The following is a 19157-nucleotide window of genomic DNA, read 5'->3' as shown; positions in this document are numbered from 1 at the left end:
GAATTTTAGATTTTAGATTTTAAATTTTGGATTTTGGTGAAGCAGCGCGGTCTTCTCCCAAGGGGAGACGCCAAGGGCGATGGGGGTTTCCCCCATGAGCGACTGCTGTTAGCGCAGCGTTAGCGACGTTAGGAGCTTCACCCGAAGGGATTGAAAGATTCAAAATTCAAAATTTCAACACGTCTGTGATTTATACTCGCTCCGCAACAAGCAAGCTACGTGGAACAAATCTAAAATCTAAAATCTAAAATCCAAAATTGTTAACTAGAGGATCGGCTGATGACGGATTTTATTGAATCAAATTTAAATGTTGAGAGTGGACAACCTCAACTGAGTTTGAGTAAAAATGCTGCGCGTAATTTGTCCACCACCACCAAATCTGCACCGCAGACGCAGGAAATTTCCTCGCGGTGGTTATTGAAGATGTTGCCGTGGGTGCAGACGAAGGGTGGAACTTATCGGCTGAACCGTCGGTTGACCTATACAGTAGGTGATGGGCGATTGAGTTTCTCCAACACTGGAGCCGAGGTGCAGGTGATTCCCCAGGAACTTGGTGAGTTGCCCTTGCTGCGAGGATTTGACGATATCGAGGTGCTGAGGGCGTTAGCAAGTCGGTTTGTTCAGCAGGAGTTCGCACCTGGTGATATCATAGTCCAGTCAGGTCAGCCAGCCAATCAGCTTTTTTTGCTCGCACATGGCAAAGCGAACAAGATTGGTATTGGCAAGTATGACGAGCAGCCTTTGTTGGATACGCTAGCTGACGGTGATTATTTTGGCGATCGCGTGTTGGTGGATTCAGAAAGCAATTGGAAGTTCACAGTCAAAGCTGTGACCCGATGCACCCTATTAGTGCTACCACAACAGGCATTTCGGGAACTGCTCAACCAGTCGTCGCAAGCGTTGCAAGCCCAAGTTGATCAGTTTAGAACTCGCGCAGAACTTCCACAAAACAAGTATGGGGAAGCTGCGATCGCGTTGTCAACCAGTCATAGTACAGAGACGACATTACCAGGAACATTTGTTGACTACGAACTCTCACCCCGCGAATATCAGTTAAGCATTGCTCAGACTATGTTGCGAGTGAATACTCGTGTTGCGGATCTGTACAATCAACCATACAACCAGACGGAAGAACAATTGCGGTTGACGATTGAGGCATTGCGGGAACGTCAAGAATACGAGTTGATCAACAACCGCGAGTTTGGATTGTTACACAACGCCGACCTCAAACAGCGCATCTACACCCGTAGCGGCCCCCCAACTCCCGATGACCTTGATGAACTAGTCACTCGTCGGCGGAAGTCGAGGTTCTTCCTGGCTCATCCCCGCACCATTGCAGCCTTCGGTCGCCAGTGCAACCGTCAAGGTATCTATCCAGACACCATCGATATGGATGGGAGCAAGATAATCACGTGGCGCAATGTACCGATTTTTCCCTGTAACAAGATTCCGATTACCAAGAATCAGACCAGTTCTATCCTTATACTCCGCACTGGTGAGAAAGATCAGGGCGTGATTGGCCTACACCAAACTGGTATCCCCGATGAATACCAACCCAGCTTGTCCGTCCGATTCATGGGCATCAGCGAAAAGGCTATTATCTCCTACCTTGTTACAGCCTACTACTCCGCAGCTGTCCTCGTCCCTGACGCACTCGGCATCCTCGAAGATGTCGAAATCGGTCGCTGAGGGAAGGGTTAGTGCATCTGAAATATCTGTAGCGATTTGCAAAGACCAGGATATGGCGTAAAGACATTACTTCTTCAATGCCAGAGTTAAGCCATCTGCGATCGCTACTAAACTCAGACTAACTCGCTGATCTTGATGCAGTTTTTGATTAAAGGTACGAATTCTTTTAGTTCTATTATCTTGCACTTGCGGGTCGGCAACCCTGCCTGACCAGAGGACATTATCGATCGCAATCAGTCCACCCGACCGCACTAATTGCAGCGATCGCTCATAATAGCCATCATAATTGCTCTTATCTGCATCAATGAAGGCAAAATCAAAAGTTGCCGCTTCTCCTGTTGCGAGTAGCCGATCCAAAGTCTCCAAAGCTGGGGCAATGTGCAGTTGAATTTTATCCGCCACTCCTGCTTGCTGCCAATAACGCCGAGCGATCGTTGTAAATTCCTCACTGATATCACAGGCTACCACCTTACCGTCGCTCGGTAACGCCAATGCCACCACCAGGGAACTATAACCTGTAAATACCCCAACTTCCAAAGTTTTCTTCGCTCCCAACAGTTGCACCAGTAACGCCAAAAACTGCCCCTGTTCGGGAGCAATTTGCATTCTACCTATGGGATATTGGGCTGTTTCCTGTCTCAGTTGGGTTAAAATTTCCGGTTCTCGGAGAGATATTGATAGTAAATAGTCATAGAGATTTTGTTCGAGTCCTAGTGTTTGAGTTGTCATAACGTGCGTTACTGCTGGATAAATCCCAGATAATTTAGGCTTTTACAAAGAAAGGCAGGAGGCAGGGGACAGGAAGAAAGAAGTATGAATGAAAACTTTAGTTCTGGGCCAATGCCCAATTCCCCAACTTTTGCTGCCAAGATTAGAATTAGAATTGACGTGACATTCTCCTAATAGCCAAAGTGCCAGACTCTCTGCCATTAAGCGATCGCTATCTTGCCTTAATCGATGAAATTGTCGAAACCACCCTCAAGGGCAAAATAAGCTCTGTAGAACAGGTGTATCAAATGCTGCTTAAAGGAATCACTTCCGGGACAGGGGAAGTTTTTGAGCTAGCTTTGAGCGATCGCCTGAATTCCCTGCAAAGTCAAGTAGATAGCCAAAAAGACGAACTCAAGAAAGCCAAGGCTACTCGAAGTTTGAGAGCCATTAAGACTATTCAAAGTCAATGGCAACGCTGGCAAGAGCAAAACAAAGCCACAGAAGCGATCGCCTCGGCAGTTTCAGAAATTACCACAGCCCCCGCTGATGAGCGTTTGGCGGTATTTATCCGGGTTACTGACCCCAATCAGAAGTATCCCCTAAATTTGCAACAGCTACAGCAGTTATCAAAATCATTACAGCAATTTGCTCAGGTAGATTCTGATTTAGAACAATTTTCTGAAGGGATTACCCGTGGTTTAGCTTCTTGGCAGCGATTGCAAGACAACTTGCTCAGTTGGATGTACGAGCAAAAAGAATCTCTGGGATTTGGCGGCGTACCGGGAGAACGTGGCCCTTGGGCAAGTTGGGCGAAACAACTTAATAGTGAGTTACCCCAAGCACTGCTTCGCACCTTGGCTAGGGAAGAATCGGTAATAGAGTTTACCGAGCGACAACGAGGCATCACCCTCAGAGATTGGGTGGAAATGGCATTGATTTTACAGTACTTGCAACGGGGACTAATTAACTGGTTTGACCAACAAGCTTACGATGTGAAAGCGGGGCCAAAGTTGTCCATTTCTACTTTCTTGACCTTTGCAGTGATTTGGAGTCAGTTAGCAAGTGGTTTTGGCAGCATTGGAAAAGTATACGGCGATGCCTGTTCTCAAATCATGCTCCAGATTTTACGAACCTTTGCCCAGCGTCCATATTTTCCCTTTTACGGCGGGATTTTTGCCTCTTTTACTGGCACTTATTTGCGAGATGCACTCGATTATTTAGATGAACCGCTGCGAAAAGGCGAAGGAACCCAAGAAAAGGCGAGAATTTTGACCCTTTTAGGCTATTCACAGCGTGCTTTGGGACAATACCAGCGCTCTATTGACTTTCATCAGCAAGCGCTAGAGATCGCTAGGAATGCAGGCGATCGCGCTTGTGAAATTGCCAATCTCAATCACCTCAGCCGCACATACGTGCAACAGCAAAATTATGCTGAGGCAATTAACTACAGTCAACGAGGATTAATACTGAGTCGGCAAGCAGGCGATCGCACAGGAGAAGCAAACGCGCTGGTAAATTTAGGTTACAGCGAAGTCATGCAAGCTCAAGAATTGGAAAACTTAGAACCAGAAACTTATGAAGCCGCAATTAATTATTTGGAACAAGGTTTAAAATTATCAGAAAAATTAGGCGATCTTCAAAGTAAAGCCTTATGTGTCAGCAGTTTAGGAATTGCCTATCTAGTAATTGGACAACACCAAACCGCAATTAAATATCTCGAAGATGGCTTTAAAACAGCGCAAGTTTCCGGTGATTTGTATCTACAGGGGCGGAACTTAGCTTATTTGGCAGAAGCTTATTATCATCTGCAAAATTCCGAAAAGACTGTTTACACAGGCTGTTTGGGAATGTATCTTTTAGAGCAAATTGCTTCTAGTGAGTGGCGACAACCAGCAGGGTTACTGACAATTTTGCAAGGACAGATAGGGACAGAAGCTTTCCACAAGTTCTTACAGCAACATCGCCCGAAAATTATTGCGATTATCGGTGTAGATGGGTATGATCACATTCCGCAATTGTTAGAAGAATACAAGCAAGATATGTAATACCAATTTGAAAAAAGAATGCGACCAAATAGACCATCTTGTAGAGACGCGATTCATCGCGTCTTTACCCAAGGATGTGTTGCAATCATTAATTGAATTAGTATTACACAGACACCTGAATTTTGCTGTAGATTCAGGAAGTTTGCTTATTTTCTATTTGGTAAGCCTGCAATAGATATTCACCATTGAAATGAATCAGGTGAGTAGAATCTTCAGCAACCCAAACATCTGTTTCCCAAGCAATCTCTGCCAGATATGCCACCATTGCCTTACGACTGAGAAATGTTGTTACCATCACCAGAGGTATTTCGGCAGTTCTAAATAGAACTTCAAGTTCCTTCTTTCGTTTAGGATTAATTGGCCCATGTGAGGTTACAGCTTCAATCAGCACCAACCAGTTATTTGTTGTAAAGTGAATAATCACATCTGGCATTTTGCCGTGGGAATCGATATTAACGCCTAAATCTGCCAATGCTGCTGCATCAAAGTGGGCGAATTTTTCATCTGTATCGCCAATATAGATCAGCTTTCCACTAGGAGTAAAACGAGGGGCAAAATCATTAATAATTTTTTCAATCAGAATATTCTGACCACCTGGTGATAAAGTTTTGATTTCTCCGTTAATTACTATCGGAATACGGGACATTTCACGCTCTTGAGCATATTGCTTTTTCAGAGTTTCAACTGAAGCAAGGTAAGTGCGAATGTTCTTTTCCCATTCGTCAGTACCGTAAGTTCTTAATAGTTCTAACGCACTATTTTCAATCTGATATACAGTTTTGGGACTGTTGATAGGGCGGCTTAAATCATCTGGATTAGCAACTATCAAACCTGCATCCAGAAATTGATGCACTGTCTGGCGGCGAACTGTTTCCCGTGTGTTCGGCTTATAGGTTTTGCCATAATGTTGAGCCATAAAGCCCATCATCGTCGTAATTCCAATCAAAGGAGAAGTTGCTAATTGCCAAGAGTCTATCGGTTTTAAATCAAGCAATGCCAGGAGGGTTAAAGCTGACCGTTCATTAAGCTGTGCTCGTGGAAAGCCCAATTGTGTCAAGATTTGCAACGCTTCATCAATTCGAGATTTAGTTGCAATTGGATTATTCTCTGACAGATTTGACATACTCAATAGCTGATTTTCTATAAGTTCATCAATTTCCTGTAAAGAAGGAAATTCTTCTTTAAACCCCGTCCCTAACAACAATAGCTGTGACAAACTAGGGTACTTTAATTTTCGCAAATCTGTTGCATTGACCTGAGTATGTCCATTGAACAACCGAAAGAAAGCATCAACTAGGGTTGAATTGAGATAAACAGCAAGCCCACGAGCCAAGAAAAGGCTAACTCCACGTCCATCTTTGTGAAAGTAATTCAAGTGATTTTCAAAGCCGACATATTCATAATTAAATTGGTTTGCATCATAAACCACCGCAACAACACGCTTTTTCTCTTCTTTCGATGAGAATCTTTTGGATAGAACATAATGCTCATTTGGTATCAAAAGATTCGCTGTTTCTTCTATATGAACTATTGCTTGGGGCTTTTTAGTTATTTTTGGGTACTCTACATATCCATTCGATAAATTCACTGGATATATTAAAGGAACGGTATCGTTTTCTATATTTTCTCTTAGGTAATCTTTAGCTCTAAAATCTACTACTCGTCCAGTTGAAACTGTTAGCCCTAAATCTTTCAAGGTACAGGTAAAAAGTTCTATTCTCTGAACAATTTGCTGGCTAATGTTATCTGGAATAATATGAATAAACTGCTCTAAATCATCGAGGTGAACCAAGTCTAAATATGGTACAGAGTGTGACATAAGCAAGTCATCATTAGCACCAAAGCTGGTATTTATGATTACGCTGCTAAACTTTTGCCTTTGTTTTGTAGCTTTGATGATGATAGTTTCCTGTAAAACATCATCATCACTAAATGCTTCTTGCCGCGACTCAAAAAGATGTATTTGTTGTAAAGCCATCATTTCTAAAAACATCTTGCGGAAGTCACGAAAATAGGGCCCATTACAAAAACTGCGCGGGGTAATCGCTACAAACTCCCCACTTGGTTTTAAAAGTTGCGCTGTAGCTGCCATAAAACCAGTATAAAGATTGCTAGTCTCCAAACCGATCGAACGCAGCAATTCGCGCACCTTGGAATGAGCATTGATTTTCAAATAAGGCGGGTTGAGAATAGCATGGGTAAATTCTGTTGCGTTTGCACTATTCAATAAACCCATCTGAAGTAGCCTGACTGCATCTTCGATAAAATCAGTCTCACGAATTTCGTAATTGAAGGAAATACCCACACGTTGACATTCCCTCTCACATAGCTCTAGAGTCTGATGCAAATATCTAATTAGAAAAGGGTCAATTTCATAAGCTACAACGCGCAAACTTGAGGTTTGTTGTCGATGCTGGCATACTTTTTCCACAAAAGCGGCTAGTAATGAACCGATTCCTGCTCCAGCATCAAGCAAGGATATTTCAGGCAAATCTAGCCTATTAAACATCTCAACCATCAATTGGGCTACTGAAGCGGGAGTCAAAAATTGACCCATTGATGCTTTTTTATCTTGCCTTAGCTTTAAACTTGCTACAGCCCGGTGAAGATCCACTTCTGCAAGCAAGTTTCCACTTGATAGTTTTGCGAGGCTGGTAAACTCTAAATTACTGTTATGACTTGCTACGAAAGCTCTAATGCTTGATGGGACGATCACGGTCTGTCTTCTTAATTGCTATCAAGTTTACAACAACTTTACGGCATCTTGATGCTGAAGCAGACCAAGTTTGCGATCGCATCATGCAGAACCTTAGACTCACAGAAGTCCTGCTGATTCATATAATCGTTTGACCATTGCTGAAATCCTTGCACCATAATCCAAATCTGCTGACCAGCGCCCTGATAGCTGATCAATTAATGGCGCAATCCCGCGTGTGACAAAGCGAAACCTAGGATCTACTACTTCCTGTACCAAAGGTTCTAAACTGGCGTAAGCTTTCAAATGTTGGATGTGCGCCCTGACTCCAATTCTGGCACTTGCAAAAGATGCAGCCTCCGAGCCACCACCAATTGCACCTAAGCCTGCAAAGTTATTTTGCTCAGGTCTAATATCGCTACCAAACCGTAAAAATCCAGTTTCTACACACATTTGGCAAAAGGCAATATCATAATTAACTCCCTCTATCCCTGCTTCTTCCCGATAAAGTTTTGGGATGTCAGGAAATTTTACTAAAGCATTTTCATTATTGTTTCTCAGAAATAATTGTAACTGTACTTCTGAAGTATTCCCGTTTGACATTACCCGGTCAAATTGACCGGAGCAAACTATTAAATTTGATCGCAAGCTAACAGTACGTGTTGCGGCATCCCAACTAACTGCAACATTAAAATCTCGCAGTTCAATCGCTTTAACATAAACTACTTTGCGATAGGTAATTCGATTGACATTAGCTGCTTTTGAAAGGTCAATCCGTAGGCGGTCTACTAAATCAATGGGGATGTAAGCATTACCATTAACTAAAACTCCTTGCTCCGAGTAATTTTGCCCATTAATATTGATATTAATCGGCGGATAATTTGCATCGGCTGGAGTTCCAGGAGTCGGGTCAATTACACGACTCCAAGTGACTAATCCATCGGCAATTCCTAAAGCAAAATCGCGGCGACGAGTTTGCAGCAAAGCCCGATCCTCTGGATTGCTGAGAAACCCCACTTGCATCACCAAAGCTGGAAGGGTTGTCTGGCGACAGAATGCTAAACTACCCAAGCCGCTATTTGTATCTGCCTTGACTCCCCGATTCGGTAATTGCGGTACACGGCGTAATAACCCCACTAGTAACTGTTCAGCATTGCTTTTGCGATCGCTATTATTAGCAATATAAAAGACGCTAGCCCCCCGCACAGAAGGGCTGCTAGCTGCGTCAGATTCAATTTCTAGGGCGACATCACCCCGGCGGCCACGAGAATTGATCCAGGTGATAGTTTGGGCGGCGCTCAAGTCATCAGGAACCGCCAAAATTTCCAAACTCCGCGCCCTCAGTTCCGTGACAATCAAATCCCGCAGCAAAATCATTTCTTTCGCTTCAGTTGTACCACCTGCGATCGCACCTGGATCGATTCCTCCCGCTTCTTTGCCTCCATGAGCCGCTGATATAAAAATACGTCCCATTTTCAGTATTTCCTCTGATAGATTTTAGTGTAAGCAATTCTACAAATCATTTTTGGTCTAGCAACAAGAATATAATAGCTATCAGAAGTCTAAAGTCATTTGTCCTTTGGTATTTCTCCAAAGTTCATGACCAATGACCAATGACCAATGACTAATGACAAAGCCATGCAAATCCCCCGCTTGCACCCAGACACAATTGAGGAAGTGAAATTACGGGCTGATATTGTAGATGTCGTCTCGGAATACGTAGTTTTACGCAAACGTGGAAAAGATTTTGTCGGTTTGTGCCCTTTCCACGATGAGAAATCTCCCAGTTTCACTGTCAGTCAGACCAAGCAAATGTATTATTGCTTCGGCTGTCAAGCTGGGGGAAATGCCATTAAGTTTGTGATGGAGTTGGGAAAGCGTTCTTTTGCTGACGTGGTGCTGGATTTAGCACGGCGTTACCAAGTCCCTGTGCAAACTCTCGAACCCGAACAACGCCAAGAATTACAGCGTCAGCTATCTTTGCGTGAGCAGTTGTATGAAGTTCTGGCTTCGTCCGCACAGTTTTATCAACACGCACTCAGACAATCACAAGGGCAAAAGGCACTTAAATATTTACAATCTAACCGCCAACTCAAAGAAGAAACTATACAGCAATTTGGTTTAGGTTACGCCCCCGCAGGTTGGGAAACCCTTCATCGCTATCTAGTGGAAGACAAACATTACCCAGCGCAAATATTAGAAAAAGCGGGATTGATTAAGCCACGCAAGGAAGGCGGTGGTTATTATGATGTATTTCGCGATCGCCTCATGATTCCCATTCGTGATGTTCAAGGGCGTGTGATTGCCTTTGGTGGGAGAACTCTCACGGATGAACAACCTAAATATCTCAATTCCCCAGAAACCGAACTTTTTAGTAAAGGTAAAACCTTATTTGCCCTCGATCAAGCCAAAGGTGGGATTTCCCAACTTGATCAAGCGGTGGTGGTGGAGGGATATTTTGATGCGATCGCTCTCCACGCTGCCGGTATTAATAATGCCGTCGCCTCACTCGGTACAGCTTTAAGCTTAGAACAAGTCCGGTTAATATTACGCTACACCGAATCAAAACAATTAGTACTCAACTTTGATGCTGATAAAGCCGGAACTAATGCCGCAGAACGGGCGATCGGTGAAATTGCTGAATTAGCATACAAAGGCGAAGTTCAGCTAAAAATTCTCAATTTACCCGATGGTAAAGATGCTGATGAATATTTGCATAGTCACACCCCAGAAGATTATGGAGAACTGCTAACAAATGCGCCACTTTGGCTAGACTGGCAGATTCAGCAAATTATTCAAGACCGCAACTTAAAACAAGCTACTGATTTTCAGCAAGTAACTCAGCAATTAGTCAAATTACTTAAAAATATAGCTAACAGCGATACACGCAACTATTACGTTTCCTACTGTGCAGAAATACTCAGTTTGGGAGATACCAGACTTATACCCCTACGAGTCGAAAATCTGCTAACTCAAATTGCTCCGGCTGCGGCTACATACTCTAAGCCTGTGTCAGCGAAGAAAGCATGGGGAAGTAGCAAATCCCTATTCCCCACTCCCCATTACCCCTTATCCCCAGAGGGGGCCCCACCTTCCCCACTCCCCACAGAACGCAGCCTTTTAGAACACGCAGAAGCCTTGTTATTGCGAATCTACTTACATTGTCCTGAACAGCGTCAAGCGATTATTGCCGAACTAGAGGAGCGAGATTTGCAATTTAGTCTTTCCCACCACCGATTTTTATGGCAACAGATTTTAGAAATTTCATCGGGTGATGGAGAAACGAGAAATTTTGCGTCTCTACCAGATTTAATTTCCCGCCTGCAAGACCGATTCTTAGAATTTGGCAGCGAGATGGAGTTAATTTCCCATTTATTTCATGTGGATGAAAAAAACCAAAAAGAAATACTTCGGACTCCGCAAGTGGTTCAAGCTGCGATCGCTTGCATGGATTTGGTGATGCTTGAAAAACGTTATCGCCACTTTTTGGAATTATGGCAGCAAACCGATCCCGAAGCTGAACCAGAGCGCTATCAATCGTATTATCAGGCTTTCTACGCTGAAAAAATCAAGCTTCAGCAAATAGACCGACAACGGTTATTTTCGATCACAGACTTGTTGTAGTTTCGGTTTCCGCAGTCAAAAGTTCTTGCTTTAAGGCTACTGAGTAATAACTTATAGCTAGATTTTAAACACTAAGTAGACAAAGTAAAAATAAGTTTCTCGGCTTAAAAACTCTATCTGACTCTGAAAACTGCGATAGCGGGTAGTCGGTGTGGGAGACGAATGTGCATCCATTCCTAAGCCTCGTGCCATCAATACGGCTCGCTTCATATGCAATGGATCGCTAACAATAAGAAACTTGGTTAATTGGTGAGTATTCGCTACTTCCAAAGCATTTTTGAGGTTCTGGTGAGTTGTGCGAGATTCAGTTTCAGTGAAAATGTCAGCAGCTTTTACCTGTTGCGCGATTGCATAATTTTTTCCAACTATAGCTTCAGCTAGTTCATTACTTTCGCCCACTCCACCAGTAAAAATGATCGTTTTAACAGATCCATTTTTATATAAGTTAATGGCGTGCTTGATTCGCTCTCTGAAAACAGGAGATGGTTCTTGTCCCCAAACTGCCGCTCCTAAAACAATTGCTGCATCTGCCTTGATATTATTAGTACTGTTGCCATATAAGTAAATACTTGAGGCAGAAGATGCGATCGCCAGCAACAAGGCAGATATCAAAGTCACTGTAACCCAAATTAACCATTTTTTGGGAATTTTGTAATTGAGCATGGGGCGTTGTTGAAAGAGTAATCCTTAACCCTGTTTTGTCACTCTCGAAAAACAATAATCTCAGCGAGATTCTGAAATTTTGATTTAATCAAGCTTTGAGCTTTTATTTTCTAACACTAACTAAAATTTCTAGCTTTAAAGTGGAAAATAAAGCCCCGAAAGGCTTTCAGCGATTGGGTTATCCCAAACTGACAAAAGAGGGTTAAGAACGAAGATCAGCGATCGCGTTTCGCAGAACGGCGCGATGCGGAGGAACGAGCACCAGGCTTATCACCATTTGTCGCGGGCGGCGCTGCCTTACGTTTAGCTGATGTCTGTGGTAACGGTTTAGGAGTACGAGCCGGACGCTTATCACCTCCAGGCTTGCCTCTGTGTTGGCGTACATTTGGGATTGGTTCGGGGTTAGCATCGGGGTTGGGCGCAAAGCCAGCAACTACTTCCTTTGGCAAGCGCTGTTCAATCAGTTTTTCGATATCTGTCAATAAATGCTGTTCATCAACGCACACCAGCGATACCGCTTCACCTGATGCGCCAGCGCGACCGGTGCGCCCAATGCGATGAACATAATCTTCTGGTACATTGGGCAAATCGAAGTTAACTACATGGGGCAGTTCGCTGATATCAAGACCCCTAGCAGCAATGTCCGTCGCCACCAATACTTGTAATGTGCCATTCTTGAACTTTGCCAGAGCATTGGTACGCACAGGCTGACTCTTGTTACCGTGGATTGCCAATGCTTGAATCCGGTCTTCACCCAACTGCTTCACTAAACGGTCAGCACCATATTTAGTACGAGTGAACACTAGCACTTGATACCAATTATCTCTCCGAATCAAGTGAGCAAGTAATTGACGTTTCTTGTCACGGTCTACCTGATAAACTTTTTGGGCGATCGTTTCAGCGGTAACGTTGCGGCGTGCTACCTCAATCATCTTCGGGTTATTGAGCAGTCCGGCGGCTAATGCCTTAATTTTGTCTGAGAAAGTAGCGAAAAATAGCAAATTTTGTCGCTGTTTGGGCAGAAGTGAAAGGATGCGGCGGATATCATGAATAAAGCCCATGTCCAGCATCCGATCTGCTTCATCCAGAACCAAAACCTCAATATGCGATAGGTTCAGCGTCCCCTGCTGTACGTGGTCTAGTAGTCGCCCTGGAGTAGCGACCAGAATATCCACTCGACCCCTCAAACGCTGTTTTTGCAGATTAATACCGACTCCGCCAAACATCACCATCGAGTTGAGATTTAAGTACTTGCCGTACTCGCGCACGCTTTCTTCCACTTGTGCCGCGAGTTCGCGAGTCGGGGTGAGAATCAGCGCCCGAATTGGTGGGTATCCATTAGACGTACCTTTGCTCTTGTTGGACGACAAACGATGCAAAAGCGGTAGGGTAAAACTAGCGGTCTTGCCAGTGCCAGTTTGTGCCCCAGCTAACAAATCGCTACCCGACAATACAGCGGGAATCGCCTGCATCTGAATTGGGGTGGGTTCCGTGTATCCTCGTTCGGTAACGGCACGGATAATTTCATTGGACAAGCCGAGATGAGAAAAAGACATAAGACTCCAAAAATAGCATCGGCCTGTCGCCAATGATGGCGTCAGTCTTAGGCGGACGAATAAAAAATTATTGAAAGGCTGGATGGGCAGTAGCGCCAAGACTGAGAGCGAGTGCCGCAGTAGTTAATCTTAACAGATTGCCGTCTATTGTGTTGTTAAAGTTGCTCTGATTCAGTGTTGTGTTAAATTGGCATTACCTGCTTGTAAAGCAAAGTATTGAACAAATAGGAGAAATTCATTATCGCAATCCAAAAGCAACTGATTAATTCACAAATCAAGTCACCTAGTGTCTTCTTGATTGACCATGAGAATAACAATCGTGGTCTGATTGACACCAATGAGGCGCTACAGCTAGCCGAAAGCTTAGAGCTTGACTTAGTTGTAGTCTCCCAAGGTAAAGACGCTCCGATCGCGAAGATTCTCAACTATGGGAAGCTTCAGTATCAAAAGAAAAAACGTCAGAGCCAGAGTGCTAGACCCACGGTAAAGGAAGTTAGATTCGGTCTAAACGTGGGTGTCGCTGATTACAATTTACGTATTGAGAAAGCAGTTCAGTGGTTGAGTAAAGGCGATTCAGTCAAGTTTGCCATCCGTTTACGAGGCCGAGAACATCAATATCGTGACCAAGCAGGAGAACTGCTAGACCGAATTGCCAATGATCTCAGTCAAGTAGGTAAAATCCAGTCCTTGGATAAACGCGCACTAATTGTTCAAGTTATTCCTGCCTAGTTATCTTGCGATCGCTGGAGGATGTATTTGTGGCAGCTTGGAAGAAACCAAAAAAGCCGGAGACAGTACTGTAACTTCTATAGAAAAAATAATGAAGATTGCTCAGTGCTAAGTTAAAGACCGTCCATAATAGTCGGGGTATTTACCAAACAATTCGCAATTCGCAATTTGCAATTCGCAATTTGATTAGGGCGAAAAAACGAATTGATTAATTGCCTAAAAGTGGGTACAAGCCCCCACCATACGTAGGTTAGTGGTCTTAAATCAGTGGTGGGTACAAGCTCCCACTGATTTAGTTGCGTTAGCAAAGCGGGGCGTTAGCCCATTGCGAATTTACAATTGCGAATTGGGTTGACCTTCTGACCAAACAAGCGCCACGCGCCGGGATCTAACCAATCAATCGGCGCGTTTAGTGATTAAGTGTGTCAAGGCATCAATCAAGCGATCACTTTCCATTGGTATAATGTCTCTCCCATGCATCACATCCTGAGTAATATGAAAATGCACTAACGCTCCTAAGAGAATTCTTGCTGTTGCCTCTGGGTCAGGTATATTTAGCTCAGGAGCAGCCAAGTATTGAGTGAGAGTTTCCGCCACTGGCTTAATCATCGCCCGAACACATATTTGAGCTAACTCAGGAAAACGACCAGATTCCCCTATTAATACTCGCATAAATGCAGTATGTTCTTGGTCGCTATTCATCAAATCTAATGCTTTGGTTCCTATGTGATGCAGTACGGCTGCTGGTTCTCCGGCAATCGGTTCTGTGCCAAAAATGGAGTTATTCTTTTTGCTCGCCAGTTGCTCTAACAGTACTTTAAAAAGTCCTTCTTTATCTTGAAAGTGGCTGTAGACTGTCGCTTTAGAAACACCTGCTGCTACTGCTACTCGATCCATACTTGTACCAGCATAACCATTTTGGAGAAACTCTTGCATTGCCCCTTGCAGAATTTGCTCCACTTTATCAACGGAATTATCGCGATCAACTTCGTCAGATTTAATGCGTACCATTTATTAATCTTCCTCTCTTATAAACAATTTTAATAGATGCGGCAATTTACCCTACGTCATTAATCCCAGTCCTGACAAGCATTCTGGTTTATAACTCAAGGCAAGCTGATTAAATTGAGAATTCTACCTTTGTGCTATTGACTAAACTAATCCGTTTAGTTTAGCATGAATTGAACTGAACAGTTTAGTACAAGTTGCTAATGGGGAAAAGTGAACACTATGGTGCAGAACTGGAAACGAGAGGATTTAAAGTCTCCCCAAAATCTTTTGCGATCGCCAACTACATTAGCAATAATTACATCTCTATTAATAGGTGGAGCTAGTGTTTACACGGTACTAAAGTTTCAGGCTACCGCTAATGAGAAGCAAATAGCGCCAGTAGCTATTCAGCCAGTGGTAAAAACAGTCACAGCATTGGGACGTTTAGAACCAAATGGAGAAGTTATAAAACTGTCTGCAACTTCTTCTACTGAGGGGAGTCTGGTTCAGAAGTTATTAGTAAAAGAAGGCGCTCGCGTCCAGGCTGGACAGGTAATTGCCATTATGGATAGTCGCGATCGCTTACAAGCAAGTTTAGTTGAAGCCCAAAAACAAGTTCAAGTTGCCAAATCTAACCTTGACCAGGTAAAAGCGGGAGCAAAACAGGGAGAAATTGGTGCAAAACAAGCTGCTGTCAGCCGTCTGCAAGTCGAATTAGAGGGAAATGTCAAAACTCAGCAAGCCACAATTGATCGCCTAGAAGCAGACTTGCAAGGACAACGAGAGAGTTTACAAGCAACGGTGGATCGTGTTGCAGCTGAAAAGCGGAACGCTCAAGTAGATGTGCAACGCTACGAAGCTTTATACAAAGCAGGGGCAATTTCTAGTCAGCAAGCCGATCAAAAACGCTTGAGTGCAGAAACTTCTACTCAGCAGGTAATTGAAAACCAAGCCAATAAGACAAGAACTGTCGCTACTTTAGAACAGCAAATTAAAGAAGCCAAAGCGAACCGCAACCAAACCCTCGCTAGCTTGCAACAGCAGATTAACGAAGCCAAAGCCACCCTTAACCAAACAGCTGAAATCCGTCCGACAGATATTGCTAACGCCCAAGCAGAGGTAGACAGCGCTCAAGCGACTGTGGCAAAAATTAGAGCGCAACTCGATCAGGCTTATGTCCGCGCACCGGAAGCGGGACAAATTTTGAAGATTAATACAAGGGCTGGAGAAACCGTTTCTAATGACGGGATTGTAGAATTAGGTCGAACCGACCAGATGTATGCAGTTGCAGAAGTTTACCAAAGTGATATTAACAAAGTGCGATCGGGGCAACGGGTCAAGGTAATCAGCGATTCCCTCCCTGGAGAATTGCAGGGAACTGTCGATTGGATGGGGATGCAGGTACAGCGGCAAAATCTCGTCAACAGTGACCCCTCTAGCAATATTGACGCCAGAGTAGTGGAAGTACATGTGCGACTAGATGAAGTATCTAGCGTCAAAGCTGCAAAGTTTACCAACCTACAAGTAAAGGCGGTAATTGAACTGTGATTGGATTTATTCAACAACTGCGGCAGCGAACCCCCCTGGGATGGTTGCAACTGAGTCATGAAAAAAGCCGTCTATTGGTGGCATTGGGAGGCATTGCTTTCGCTGATGTTCTTATGTTCATGCAGCTAGGGTTTCAGACCGCCTTATTTGAAAGTAATACTAAACTGCACAATAGTATCCAGGCTGATATTTTTCTAGTTAGTCCTCAAGCCCGTAACGTGTTAAATGCCTCCACCTTTACGCGGCGGCGACTGTATCAGGCAATGGATATACAAGGGGTGAAATCCGCAGAACCAATGTATGTCAACATTGTCGATTGGAAGAATCCTAAAACACGCCAAAAGACATCTGTGCTAGTGATCGGGATCAATCCTGAAAAGCCAGCCTTTGACTTACCGGATGTGAACAGCCAGATAGATCGGGTGAAGTTACCAGACACCCTGCTGTTCGATCGCGCCTCTAGAGGAGATTATCAAGAAGCGATCGCTCAAGTTGATCAAGGGAAACCTGTGACAACTGAAATTGACCGCCGAACAATTACCATTAGCGGCTTATTTTCAATCGGCGCTTCCTTTGCGGCTGATGGCAACCTGATTACCAGCGACCAGAATTTCTTGCGACTATTTCCTAAACGAGAAGCAAGTAGCGTCAGTATAGGTTTGGTTCAACTAGAACCAGGTTATGACGCAAAACAGGTGAAAGCAGCTTTAGAATCTCATTTAGATGATGATGTTAAAGTTTTAACCAAAGCAGAATTTATCGAATTTGAAACAGATTATTGGAAAAAAAATACAGCCATTGGGTTTATCTTCAGCCTGGGTGTAGCAATGGGATTTATGGTAGGCGTGATTATCGTCTATCAAGTACTTTCTACAGATGTGAATTCCCATATCAAAGAATACGCCACTTTCAAAGCAATGGGCTATAACAATCTCTATTTATTAGGCGTGGTGTTTGAAGAGGCGATAATTTTGGCAATCTTGGGCTTTATTCCGGGAGCGATCGCACCTTTAGGACTTTATGCTTTAACTCGCAATGCAACCAATTTACCACTTTATATGACCGTAGCACGAGCCACCACAGTGCTAATGCTAACAATGATTATGTGTATTATTTCTGGTGCGATCGCTACTCGGAAATTACAATCTGCTGACCCCGCAGATATGTTTTAAAAATTGGGAATTGGGAATTGGGCATTGGGCATCAAGATACTTACACAATTCGCAATCTAAAATCTAAAATCTAAAATTTAGTATGCTTCCTGTAATCTCTGTTAAAAATCTCGACCACTATTTTGGTAATGGTCAACTCCGTAAGCAAGTTCTTTTTGATATCAATCTGGATATTAACGCCGGCGAAATTATTATTATGACTGGGCCTTCTGGTTCTGGTAAAACGACACTTCTCACCTTAGCAGGCGGCTTGCGTTCTGCCCAATCTGGTAGTTTGCAGATATTGGGACAAGAACTTTGTGGCGCTAGTACAGGACAACTTACCCAAGTGCGACGCAATAACGGTTATATATTCCAAGCGCACAACTTGCACGGTAGCCTGACAGTACTCCAGAACGTCAGAATGGGCTTGGAAGTGCATAATAATATTTCACCGACAGAAATGAAAACCCGGTCAGCCCAAATGTTAGAGGAGGTAGGATTAGGGCATCGCCTCAATTATTATCCTGATGATTTATCTGGGGGACAAAAACAAAGAGTTGCGATCGCTCGTGCGTTGGTTGGTCGTCCTAAAATTGTCTTAGCGGATGAACCCACAGCCGCCCTTGACAGTAAATCGGGACGAGATGTGGTCAACCTCATGCAAAAACTAGCTAAAGAACAAGACTGTACCATTCTCTTGGTTACTCATGACAACCGCATTCTAGATATTGCCGATCGCATCGTCTACATGGAAGATGGCAAATTAGTAAATGACCGTGCTGTTGTTGCAGCCAGTTAGGCTACTAGTACCGCAAGGCGGAATTCGTAATTCGTAATGACGCTCCTGCGTCGCTAACGCTGCGCTAACGTAATTCGTAATTAATTGTTTGCAAAGGTTTCAGACGTTTAAGATGGGTGGCTTATTTGCGCCGTGCGGTACTAGGTCTTAGAATAAATTTCTAACGGACGATTTTAGATTAAGTTTACTACTCCGTATTGCATCTAAATAATAGATTTTAAATATCCCTTAACTTTTCAAAGTATCGGATAAAAATATCATAATTTTTGAGTGGAAATAACTCTAAGTTTTAAGTAGACATAATTTAGTGTCTACTTATGTTTTGTAGATTAATTATTATACCTGCATTTTGGTGTTTATATACAATTAATCATCAAAAGTTGGCATGATTCATAATTTTGACAAAAAATACTTATTTTATTGGCTTAATTTGATTCTGATTGTTGGCGCTGTTACAACTCGTAATTTTGAAACCGTTTACTATACCTGAATACTTTCATAAACCAAAGGTAGTTTCACAGTAAAACAAATTTATCAATCAGTAGATTTTCCTATCCAGATAAATACCTGATCTAACTAAAATGTCAACAATTTACAATTTTGTTATGGACTGTTAAGTGATAAATCAACAATAACTGACTAAAAAAGTAGTAATTAGCAAACAATTACGGTTGAAGGAGGTAGGAGGCAGGATAGCGCAGCGGTAGCGAGTCCGCGAGCGTCGGCAGGAGGTTTTTTCACTTATAGGATTCAAACCCCTCCTGAAAAAGAGCCACAAAACTAGAATTTTTGGAGTTCTTGTCTTAAACCCTTGCTCCAGAGGGTCGCGGGCTGTTACAGATAGCGTAGCGGTAGCGAGTCCGCGAGCGTCGGGCAGTTTTCCTCCTGCCTCCTGCCCTCTGCCTCCTGCCTTCTTCGATAAAAGCCTAATTTGTTCTTTTTTCTGCGCCACTA

The 19157-nt window shown here is 43.4% G+C and carries 14 protein-coding genes; 7 read left to right on the top strand and 7 right to left on the bottom strand.

Going from position 1 to position 19157, the window contains the following annotated elements; genetic code table 11:
- Nucleotides 1-19 precede the first annotated feature (19 nt).
- Entirely contained in the window at nucleotides 20-163 is a 144-nt protein-coding gene (locus A4S05_RS41910) for a hypothetical protein (protein ID WP_176727078.1), read from the bottom strand.
- Between the two features lie 116 nt (nucleotides 164-279).
- On the opposite strand from A4S05_RS41910, the gene A4S05_RS23365 reads away from it, so the two are divergent.
- Complete coding sequence (locus A4S05_RS23365; RefSeq protein WP_069072176.1) at nucleotides 280-1689, top strand: family 2B encapsulin nanocompartment shell protein; 1410 nt, start codon at nucleotides 280-282, stop codon at nucleotides 1687-1689.
- Between the two features lie 66 nt (nucleotides 1690-1755).
- Here A4S05_RS23365 and A4S05_RS23360 read toward each other — a convergent pair whose 3' ends face one another.
- Complete coding sequence (locus A4S05_RS23360) at nucleotides 1756-2418, bottom strand: class I SAM-dependent methyltransferase (protein ID WP_069072175.1); 663 nt, start codon at nucleotides 2416-2418, stop codon at nucleotides 1756-1758.
- Between the two features lie 182 nt (nucleotides 2419-2600).
- Here A4S05_RS23360 and A4S05_RS23355 point away from each other — a divergent pair, with 182 nt between their 5' ends.
- Nucleotides 2601-4445, top strand: coding sequence for a tetratricopeptide repeat protein (locus A4S05_RS23355; protein WP_069072174.1), 1845 nt, complete (start codon nucleotides 2601-2603; stop codon nucleotides 4443-4445).
- A gap of 133 nt (nucleotides 4446-4578) precedes the next feature.
- Here A4S05_RS23355 and A4S05_RS23350 read toward each other — a convergent pair whose 3' ends face one another.
- Nucleotides 4579-7161 carry a BsuBI/PstI family type II restriction endonuclease gene (locus A4S05_RS23350; protein WP_256091105.1) on the bottom strand — a complete coding sequence of 861 codons (2583 nt, stop codon included), beginning with the start codon at nucleotides 7159-7161 and terminating at the stop codon, nucleotides 4579-4581.
- 99 nt (nucleotides 7162-7260) lie between these two features.
- Nucleotides 7261-8613: a hormogonium tapered terminus morphoprotein TftA gene (locus A4S05_RS23345; RefSeq protein WP_069072173.1), complete on the bottom strand. Its 1353-nt coding sequence runs from the start codon at nucleotides 8611-8613 to the stop codon at nucleotides 7261-7263.
- 165 nt (nucleotides 8614-8778) lie between these two features.
- On the opposite strand from A4S05_RS23345, the gene dnaG reads away from it, so the two are divergent.
- Nucleotides 8779-10764 (top strand): DNA primase, encoded by a 1986-nt coding sequence (dnaG, locus tag A4S05_RS23340; RefSeq protein WP_069072200.1) that lies wholly within the window; start codon nucleotides 8779-8781, stop codon nucleotides 10762-10764.
- Between the two features lie 57 nt (nucleotides 10765-10821).
- Here the strand turns inward: dnaG and A4S05_RS23335 are convergent, their stop codons facing one another.
- Nucleotides 10822-11427 (bottom strand): YdcF family protein, encoded by a 606-nt coding sequence (locus A4S05_RS23335; protein ID WP_069072172.1) that lies wholly within the window; start codon nucleotides 11425-11427, stop codon nucleotides 10822-10824.
- A 215-nt stretch (nucleotides 11428-11642) separates the two neighbouring features.
- Nucleotides 11643-12983: a DEAD/DEAH box helicase gene (locus A4S05_RS23330; RefSeq protein ID WP_069072171.1), complete on the bottom strand. Its 1341-nt coding sequence runs from the start codon at nucleotides 12981-12983 to the stop codon at nucleotides 11643-11645.
- 237 nt (nucleotides 12984-13220) lie between these two features.
- Here A4S05_RS23330 and infC point away from each other — a divergent pair, with 237 nt between their 5' ends.
- Nucleotides 13221-13712, top strand: a complete 492-nt coding sequence (gene infC, locus A4S05_RS23325) for a translation initiation factor IF-3 (protein WP_084227231.1) — start codon at nucleotides 13221-13223, stop codon at nucleotides 13710-13712.
- Nucleotides 13713-14108: 396 nt separating this feature from the next.
- On the opposite strand, the gene A4S05_RS23320 is transcribed toward infC, so the two are convergent.
- Nucleotides 14109-14723 (bottom strand): TetR/AcrR family transcriptional regulator, encoded by a 615-nt coding sequence (locus A4S05_RS23320; protein WP_069072169.1) that lies wholly within the window; start codon nucleotides 14721-14723, stop codon nucleotides 14109-14111.
- A 219-nt stretch (nucleotides 14724-14942) separates the two neighbouring features.
- Between A4S05_RS23320 and A4S05_RS23315 the strand changes: the two genes are divergently transcribed.
- The 3 genes from A4S05_RS23315 to A4S05_RS23305 all read left to right on the top strand — a co-directional run bounded on the left by A4S05_RS23315 (nucleotide 14943) and on the right by A4S05_RS23305 (nucleotide 18203).
- Complete coding sequence (locus tag A4S05_RS23315; RefSeq protein ID WP_069072168.1) at nucleotides 14943-16250, top strand: HlyD family efflux transporter periplasmic adaptor subunit; 1308 nt, start codon at nucleotides 14943-14945, stop codon at nucleotides 16248-16250.
- Nucleotides 16247-17422, top strand: coding sequence for an ABC transporter permease DevC (devC, locus tag A4S05_RS23310; RefSeq protein WP_069072167.1), 1176 nt, complete (start codon nucleotides 16247-16249; stop codon nucleotides 17420-17422). The genes A4S05_RS23315 and devC overlap by 4 nt, the downstream gene beginning before the upstream one ends.
- 82 nt (nucleotides 17423-17504) lie before the next feature.
- The gene (locus tag A4S05_RS23305; RefSeq protein WP_069072166.1) at nucleotides 17505-18203 is read left to right on the top strand and encodes a DevA family ABC transporter ATP-binding protein; all 699 of its coding nucleotides are present in this window, start codon (nucleotides 17505-17507) and stop codon (nucleotides 18201-18203) included.
- Nucleotides 18204-19157 lie beyond the last annotated feature (954 nt).

The organism is Nostoc sp. KVJ20, assembly GCF_001712795.1.
GTDB lineage: Bacteria > Cyanobacteriota > Cyanobacteriia > Cyanobacteriales > Nostocaceae > Nostoc.
This window is presented reverse-complemented; position numbering and strand designations above follow the sequence as displayed.